At 49.1% G+C, this 6141-nt stretch carries 6 protein-coding genes and 1 pseudogene; 5 read left to right on the top strand and 2 right to left on the bottom strand.

The annotated features are described in order from the left end of the window. Positions 1 to 75: 75 nt before the first annotated feature. Together QUB25_RS27105 and QUB25_RS27100 are read left to right on the top strand one after the other, a co-directional pair. Positions 76 to 1218: pseudogene (locus tag QUB25_RS27105) on the top strand (RNA-guided endonuclease InsQ/TnpB family protein); the annotation flags it as partial. A gap of 134 nt (positions 1219 to 1352) precedes the next feature. Beyond that, entirely contained in the window at positions 1353 to 1973 is a 621-nt protein-coding gene (locus tag QUB25_RS27100; protein WP_333188162.1) for a chromophore lyase CpcT/CpeT, read from the top strand. Between the two features lie 245 nt (positions 1974 to 2218). On the opposite strand, the gene QUB25_RS27095 is transcribed toward QUB25_RS27100, so the two are convergent. Both QUB25_RS27095 and hemF read right to left on the bottom strand, forming a co-directional pair. Further along, positions 2219 to 2581 (bottom strand): STAS domain-containing protein, encoded by a 363-nt coding sequence (locus QUB25_RS27095; RefSeq protein ID WP_006631392.1) that lies wholly within the window; start codon positions 2579 to 2581, stop codon positions 2219 to 2221. Positions 2582 to 2638: 57 nt separating this feature from the next. Beyond that, positions 2639 to 3682, bottom strand: coding sequence for an oxygen-dependent coproporphyrinogen oxidase (hemF, locus tag QUB25_RS27090; RefSeq protein ID WP_333188160.1), 1044 nt, complete (start codon positions 3680 to 3682; stop codon positions 2639 to 2641). 190 nt (positions 3683 to 3872) lie between these two features. On the opposite strand from hemF, the gene QUB25_RS27085 reads away from it, so the two are divergent. The 3 genes from QUB25_RS27085 to QUB25_RS27075 all read left to right on the top strand — a co-directional run bounded on the left by QUB25_RS27085 (position 3873) and on the right by QUB25_RS27075 (position 6081). Continuing rightward, positions 3873 to 4943 carry an Mrp/NBP35 family ATP-binding protein gene (locus QUB25_RS27085; RefSeq protein WP_006631390.1) on the top strand — a complete coding sequence of 357 codons (1071 nt, stop codon included), beginning with the start codon at positions 3873 to 3875 and terminating at the stop codon, positions 4941 to 4943. Positions 4944 to 5074: 131 nt separating this feature from the next. Beyond that, positions 5075 to 5266 carry an NAD(P)H dehydrogenase subunit NdhS gene (locus QUB25_RS27080; RefSeq protein WP_015175937.1) on the top strand — a complete coding sequence of 64 codons (192 nt, stop codon included), beginning with the start codon at positions 5075 to 5077 and terminating at the stop codon, positions 5264 to 5266. A gap of 146 nt (positions 5267 to 5412) precedes the next feature. Then, positions 5413 to 6081 (top strand): HAS-barrel domain-containing protein, encoded by a 669-nt coding sequence (locus QUB25_RS27075; protein WP_333188157.1) that lies wholly within the window; start codon positions 5413 to 5415, stop codon positions 6079 to 6081. The last annotated feature ends 60 nt before the right edge of the window (positions 6082 to 6141 follow it).

Genomic DNA, 6141 nt, shown 5'->3' with positions numbered 1-6141 from the left:
GAGCCGGATGAGGTGAAAGTCTCACGTCCGGTTTTGAAGGAGAGGTTAGGGGGGTAACTCCTTAATCGACTCTAACCGACCGTCGAGCAAGAAAATCTCTTGCGAGGGACAATGGGTTGTACCCGGTTAGTGTATAACAAGGCTTTGGCGGCCCGCACGGAAGCTTGGTACGAGCGTCAAGAGAGGGTTGGCTACAGAGAAACTTCCTCGATGCTGACGAATTGGAAAAAAGAAGAGGAACTCGACTTCCTCAACGAAGTTAGTTGCGTACCTCTTCAACAGGGACTCAGACACCTTCAAACAGCTTTTACCAATTTCTTTCGGGGACGAGCCAAGTACCCTAATTTCAAAAAAAAACACAACGGTGGTAGCGCTGAGTTCACCAAGTCAGCTTTCCGTTGGAAAAACGGGCAAGTGTTTCTGGCAAAGTGCAATGACCCGCTACCTATTCGCTGGAGCAAACAAATTCCAGCAAGCTGTGTTCCTTCTACTATTACGGTAAAACTAACACCGACTGGACGCTGGTATGTCTCTATACTTGTAGACGACTACACGCTCAAACCACTTCCCAAAACAAATAAAACAATCGGCTTGGACGTGGGAATTAGTAGCCTGATTGCTACTAGCGACGGCAATAAGATTGCCAACCCCAAGCATTTCAAGCAGCTTCGTAAGAAGTTAAAAAGGAAGCAAAAAGCTCTAGCCAAAAAGCAAAAAGGAAGTCGTAACCGTGAAAAAGCGCGGGTGCAGCTGGCTAGAGTCCACGCACAAATAGTGGATGTCCGCAAAGATTTCTTGCACAAGCTAACAACTCAAATCATTCGTGAAAATCAAACGATTGTCGTTGAGGACTTGGCTATCAAGAATATGGTGAAAAACCATAAATTAGCTCTTGCTATTAGTGACGCTAGTTGGGGCGAGTTAATTCGCCAGCTAAGTTACAAGTGCCAGTGGTATGGGCGAGAGTTTGTAAAAATAGACCGCTGGTTTCCCAGCTCTAAACGCTGTGGAAACTGCGGTCACATTGTTGAAAAATTGCCGTTGAATATTCGAGAATGGGAATGCCCTAAGTGTGGCGCAAACCACGATCGTGACATTAACGCAGCAAAAAACATTTTGGCGGCTGGGCTAGCCGTGTCAGTCTGTGGAGCGACCGTAAGACCCGAACAGAGCAAATCTGTTAGGGCGGGTGCTATGAAGCAGAAACCTAATCGGTGACGATTGGGAATCCCTGTACCTTTAGGTCAGGGTGGATGTCAAAAATCTAATCTTCTGACTTGCCCCGATCGGCTAGCTCTATATCACAATTAAGTTTTTTTTGTCAAGTCCTAATCGTCAAAAATCAAACAAACATGACAATTTCTCCAGAATTAATAGCTTTAGCCCAGTACATGGCGGGCGAATTTGACAACCGAGAACAAGCGCTAGCAGAGCCGGCTTGGTACGTCCACCTTCGTTTGTGGCAAAGACCCCTGCCGGTTCCGTTATTTTCCGAACCCAGCATTGCGCTGTTTGCCGAACAAGCCAACATTCTGGAATTAGACAAGCCATACCGCCCCCGCATCGTGCAACTGAGGCACTCACAGATAGCGCCAGGACTGATTGAAGCTCAGTATTATATGTTCAACGACATTACAGCCGTCAAAGGAGCCGGTTGCAACCCCGACTTGCTTGGAAAGCTAACGAAGGAGCAAATCCAACTCCTCCCCGGCTGCACCCTGTCGGTTGCAGTGCAAAATTTAGCCTCAAACAGCTATCGCTTTCGGGCATCTTTGCCGGAGGGCACTCGCTGCGGCTTTGCCTACGGGGGGCAAAATTACCAAGTAGACTTGGGATTTGAAGCCGCAGGCGAGGAATTTCTCAGCTACGACAAAGGAATAAGCCCCACGACAGGCAAGGCTATCTGGGGAGCTTTAATGGGCCCTTTTAGATTTGTCAAGCGTCAGGATTTTGCTGCTGAGATATTGGTTTGAAGCAAGAAGTAACAAGAAACAAGGAAGAAAGATTTAGCTATCTAGGATAGAAGGCAAGACTTTACCTTGACCTATTCTTCTACTTTAGTGTTTTGGTGAACCTCTCAACCTCTCAAGAAAGGAAGAAAGCATAAGGAAGCTGGCAAGAATTTACCTGCTTCCTGTTCTTGTGCAGGGTTCCGGCGCTTTTTGTGAGCCTCAAGCTGAAATTGGGCTTACACCGAAAGCGATGCAAGCGGGAGTGGTCAACTTGCGCGCGGCACCCCCTCTAGAGCTTCTTCTTCCGTTTCAAAGATTTCAAACACAGAATCCATCATGGTGACTTCAAACACCAGTTTGGCTTCGGGATGAACATTGCAAATGCGGAAACTTCCCTTAACTTTATCCGCATCCCGCATACCTGCTACAAGTGAGGTCAGGCCAGAGCTATCGATAAAGTTAACCTGACCAAGATTCACTACAACATGGCGGCTAAGTTTGGAAATACACTCTTGCAACTTGAGGCGGAATTGCCAAGCTGTAGTGATGTCCAACCGTCCTGTCGGTGCTAAGACGATAACTGTTGTACCGTCTTGAAGCGTGTGGGTTTTTTGATCAATATGAATCACTGACCCTTCCCTCAAATTTATTATCTATCGCGGTGGTTACTGTCCCAGTAGTTTAACTCAGGTCGGTGACTGCTGAGGCATCCAATTCGCCCAATCTTGCGGTTTTAAGAACTTGGAGTAGAGTTCGGCTTCGGGAGAGTTGGGTTCTGGCTCGTAACAATATTCCCAGCGTACCAAAGGTGGCAGGGACATGAGAATCGATTCGGTGCGTCCGTTGGTCTGCAAGCCAAAGGTCGTGCCTCGATCGTACACCAAGTTAAATTCAACGTAACGGCCGCGGCGGTAAAGTTGGAAATTACGCTCGCGCTCGCCGTATTCTTTCGATCGGTGCTTTTCAATTATGGGGGTGTAAGCCGGCAAAAATGCCCGACCGCAGTCCTGTACAAAGGCGAAGAGCGACTCCCAAGTCCTAGGTTCCGGCACGCCGATGTTGTTGCTGCACTCAGCGGCCTTGCCTTTGACATGATGGTCCCGGTAAAGCGCGCCTTGAGCGCTTTGATAGTCAAAAAACAGACCGCCCACGCCGCGGGTTTCTTGGCGGTGAGGCAGGTAGAAATATTCGTCGCACCAGAGTTTAAATGTCGGATAATATCCGGGATGGTGGCGATCGCAAGCTGCTTTCAAAGTTTTGTGAAAATGAGCTGCATCCTCAGCCAACGGGTAATAAGGAGTCAAATCCACACCGCCCCCAAACCACCAAATCGGGCCGGCCTCAAAATAGCGGTAATTCAGGTGAACCGTAGGCAAGTAGGGATTGCGGGGGTGCAGCACCATAGAAGTGCCCGTTGCATAGAAATCGTGACCTGCAGCTTCTGGGTGCTTTGCCAGAATCAAAGCTGGCAAACTTTCGCCCCACACTTGGGAAAAATTGACTCCCCCTTGTTCAAACACATTGCCTTCGCGCATGACGCGAGAACGTCCGCCGCCGCCTTCGGAGCGTTCCCAAGAGTCCTCCTTAAATTTGCCCAGGCCATCGAGCTGTTCGAGGGATTGACAAATTTCGTCTTGTAGGCTTTTCATAAATTGGCTGACTCTAGCTCTAGAGTCAGCGGGTGGCAAAAACGGGGAAGTGGCGGTTTTAAGTGTTGTAGAAACTGTCATAAAATTTTCTGTTGTCAGATTTGAGTTTTAGATGGGCGATGAATCCCAAATCCAGTCGTCATGTAATTATGCCACCGTAGGTCTGCAAATGATCGCTATGAAGTTACATTAAAAAATAGCAATAAAAATATACTTAAACCTGCGATCGAAAATTCGCTAACCCAATTGCAGAGCTATGGTGGAGAACACAATGCCCAATACACTCGATGTTAGTTCAGTCTTAGAAATCCTGCGACCCGTGCAAGACCCCGAACTGCAAAAGAGTTTGGTGGAATTGAACATGATTCGTAACATAAAAATTGACGGCGGTGTCGTCAGTTTTACTTTAGTGCTGACAACGCCTGCTTGCCCGCTGCGAGAATTTATTGTCGAAGATTGCCAAAAAGCGGTCAAACAGTTGCCAGGAGTCGAAAAAGTGGCGGTGGAGGTGACAGCCGAGACGCCGCAGCAAAAGGGAGTCGTCGATCGCCAAGGCATTGAAGGCGTTAAAAATATTATCGCAATTTCCAGCGGTAAAGGTGGAGTCGGCAAAAGCACGGTGGCGGTAAATGTGGCAGTAGCGCTGGCGCAAACCGGCGCTAAGGTGGGTTTGCTGGATGCGGATATTTATGGGCCCAACGATCCAACAATGTTGGGTCTGGGGGACGCGAAAGTGATGGTTAGGGACGGGAAAAGCGGGGAAAGCCTCGAACCCGCCTTCAACTACGGCGTCAAATTAGTGTCGATGGCGTTTTTAATTGACAAAGACCAACCCGTGATTTGGCGCGGCCCGATGTTGAACGGGATCATTCGACAGTTCCTCTATCAGGTGAATTGGGGCGATTTAGACTATTTGATTGTCGATATGCCTCCGGGTACTGGAGACGCGCAGTTGACAATGGCGCAAGCGGTGCCGATGGCCGGTGTCGTGATCGTTACCACGCCGCAGACTGTGGCTTTGTTGGACTCCCGCAAGGGGTTAAAGATGTTCCAGCAGTTGGGAGTGTCGGTATTGGGAATTGTGGAAAACATGAGCTATTTTGTGCCGCCGGATATGCCTGACAAGCAATACGATATTTTCGGTTCTGGTGGCGGGGAAAAGACTGCTGCTGAGTTGGGAGTGCCGCTGTTAGGCCGCATTCCGCTGGAAATTCCGTTGCGGGAAGGTGGCGATTCGGGGGTGCCGATCGTGGTGGGGCAACCGGGTTCTGCTTCAGCTAGGGAGTTGCGGGCGATCGCGGGCCGCATTGCCGGTAAAGTTTCCGTAGCAGCCTTAGCCTAACAAACTCTCGTTCCGAGGCTTTGCCTCGCGTCTTCGGGTTGACGAAGATTTGCCTAGTTCTCAGGCTCTGCTTGGGAACTAGAAACGATAAACGGTAAGCTATAAAGAGCAAACTTAACATTCAAACAATTATGATTTTTCCAGGTTCGGCAGTTCGAGTTAAAGATAAGGGTGAGATTTACTACGCCTTTCAAGGACAAGTCCAGCGAGTTAGCGACGGAAAGGTCGCGGTACTGTTTGAAGGCGGGAATTGGGACAAGCTGATTACGTTCCGCCTGTCGCAGTTGGAACTTGTCGATGCTACGGCTGGCCGCGCGAAATAGTCAGCGGTCATTAGTCATTGGTAATGGGTAATCTGTAATTTGTAATTGGTAAAGTACCCAAGACCAGGCTACTAAATGAAAACCCTTGACTAATGACTAATGACTGATAACTGATGACTGATGACTAATGACTAATCACTAAAACTATGCGTTTACCTTTACCCCAATTTGCTATAAAAGAGCGCCATCCCGATCGCATTGCTGAGGTAATCGAGACTGCAACTTCGGAGTTTCTGGCTCAATGTTTGGAACCGGAAGACTTAAGCTTTCCCGTGATGCCACCTTTTGGGAGTTGGGTGAAGGCCGAGGATGAAGAGTCGAAAAATCAAATTTACGGCGTGGTTTATTACGCTACGACTAGCCCGATCGACTCGGTGCACAGAGCTCGCGCTTTGGGTTTGTCGCTGGAAGAGTTGCGGGAAGAACAACCGCAGATTTTTGCGATGCTCAAAACCGAGTTTCGAGTGGCGATTGTTGGGTATGAGGCTGCGCCGGAAAGGTTGAACGGTCACGGCCCATCGAGGGGTAAAATTTATCAGTATTTGCCGCCGCGCCCGCCGCAAATTCACCAGGCGGTTTACCGCTGCGAACCGGATGAGGTGATTGATTTTACCGTGCAGTTGGATTTTTTGAGGACGCTGCTGGGGGTGGCTAATGCGCCTGTGGATGCGCTGACAGCGGCGGCGATTCGGGAGATTTATCAGTTGCGGATGCGCGATCGATCTTGGTTGGTGGAAGCGGGGAGAAGTTTGAGTGTTTTGCTGAAGGATGATTACGATCGGTTGCGGGTGATTTTGAGTCAGATTCATCCCTAGGGGGAAGCTGGAGTAAGATAATCAGGACTTAAGGCAAAAAGTGGTTTGACACGCTACGGA

The sequence above is a fragment of the Microcoleus sp. B3-D7 genome, assembly GCF_036705305.1.
GTDB lineage: Bacteria > Cyanobacteriota > Cyanobacteriia > Cyanobacteriales > Microcoleaceae > Microcoleus.
Note: the sequence above shows the minus strand (reverse complement) of the source record. Positions and strands in the feature narration are given on the sequence as shown.

Coding starts and splice junctions, on each gene's coding strand:
- QUB25_RS27100 (WP_333188162.1), top strand. CDS start 1,353: ATGACAATTTCTCCAGAATTAATAGCTTTAGCCCAGTACATGGCGGGC.
- hemF (WP_333188160.1), bottom strand. CDS start 3,682: ATGACAGTTTCTACAACACTTAAAACCGCCACTTCCCCGTTTTTGCCA.
- QUB25_RS27085 (WP_006631390.1), top strand. CDS start 3,873: ATGCCCAATACACTCGATGTTAGTTCAGTCTTAGAAATCCTGCGACCC.
- QUB25_RS27080 (WP_015175937.1), top strand. CDS start 5,075: ATGATTTTTCCAGGTTCGGCAGTTCGAGTTAAAGATAAGGGTGAGATT.
- QUB25_RS27075 (WP_333188157.1), top strand. CDS start 5,413: ATGCGTTTACCTTTACCCCAATTTGCTATAAAAGAGCGCCATCCCGAT.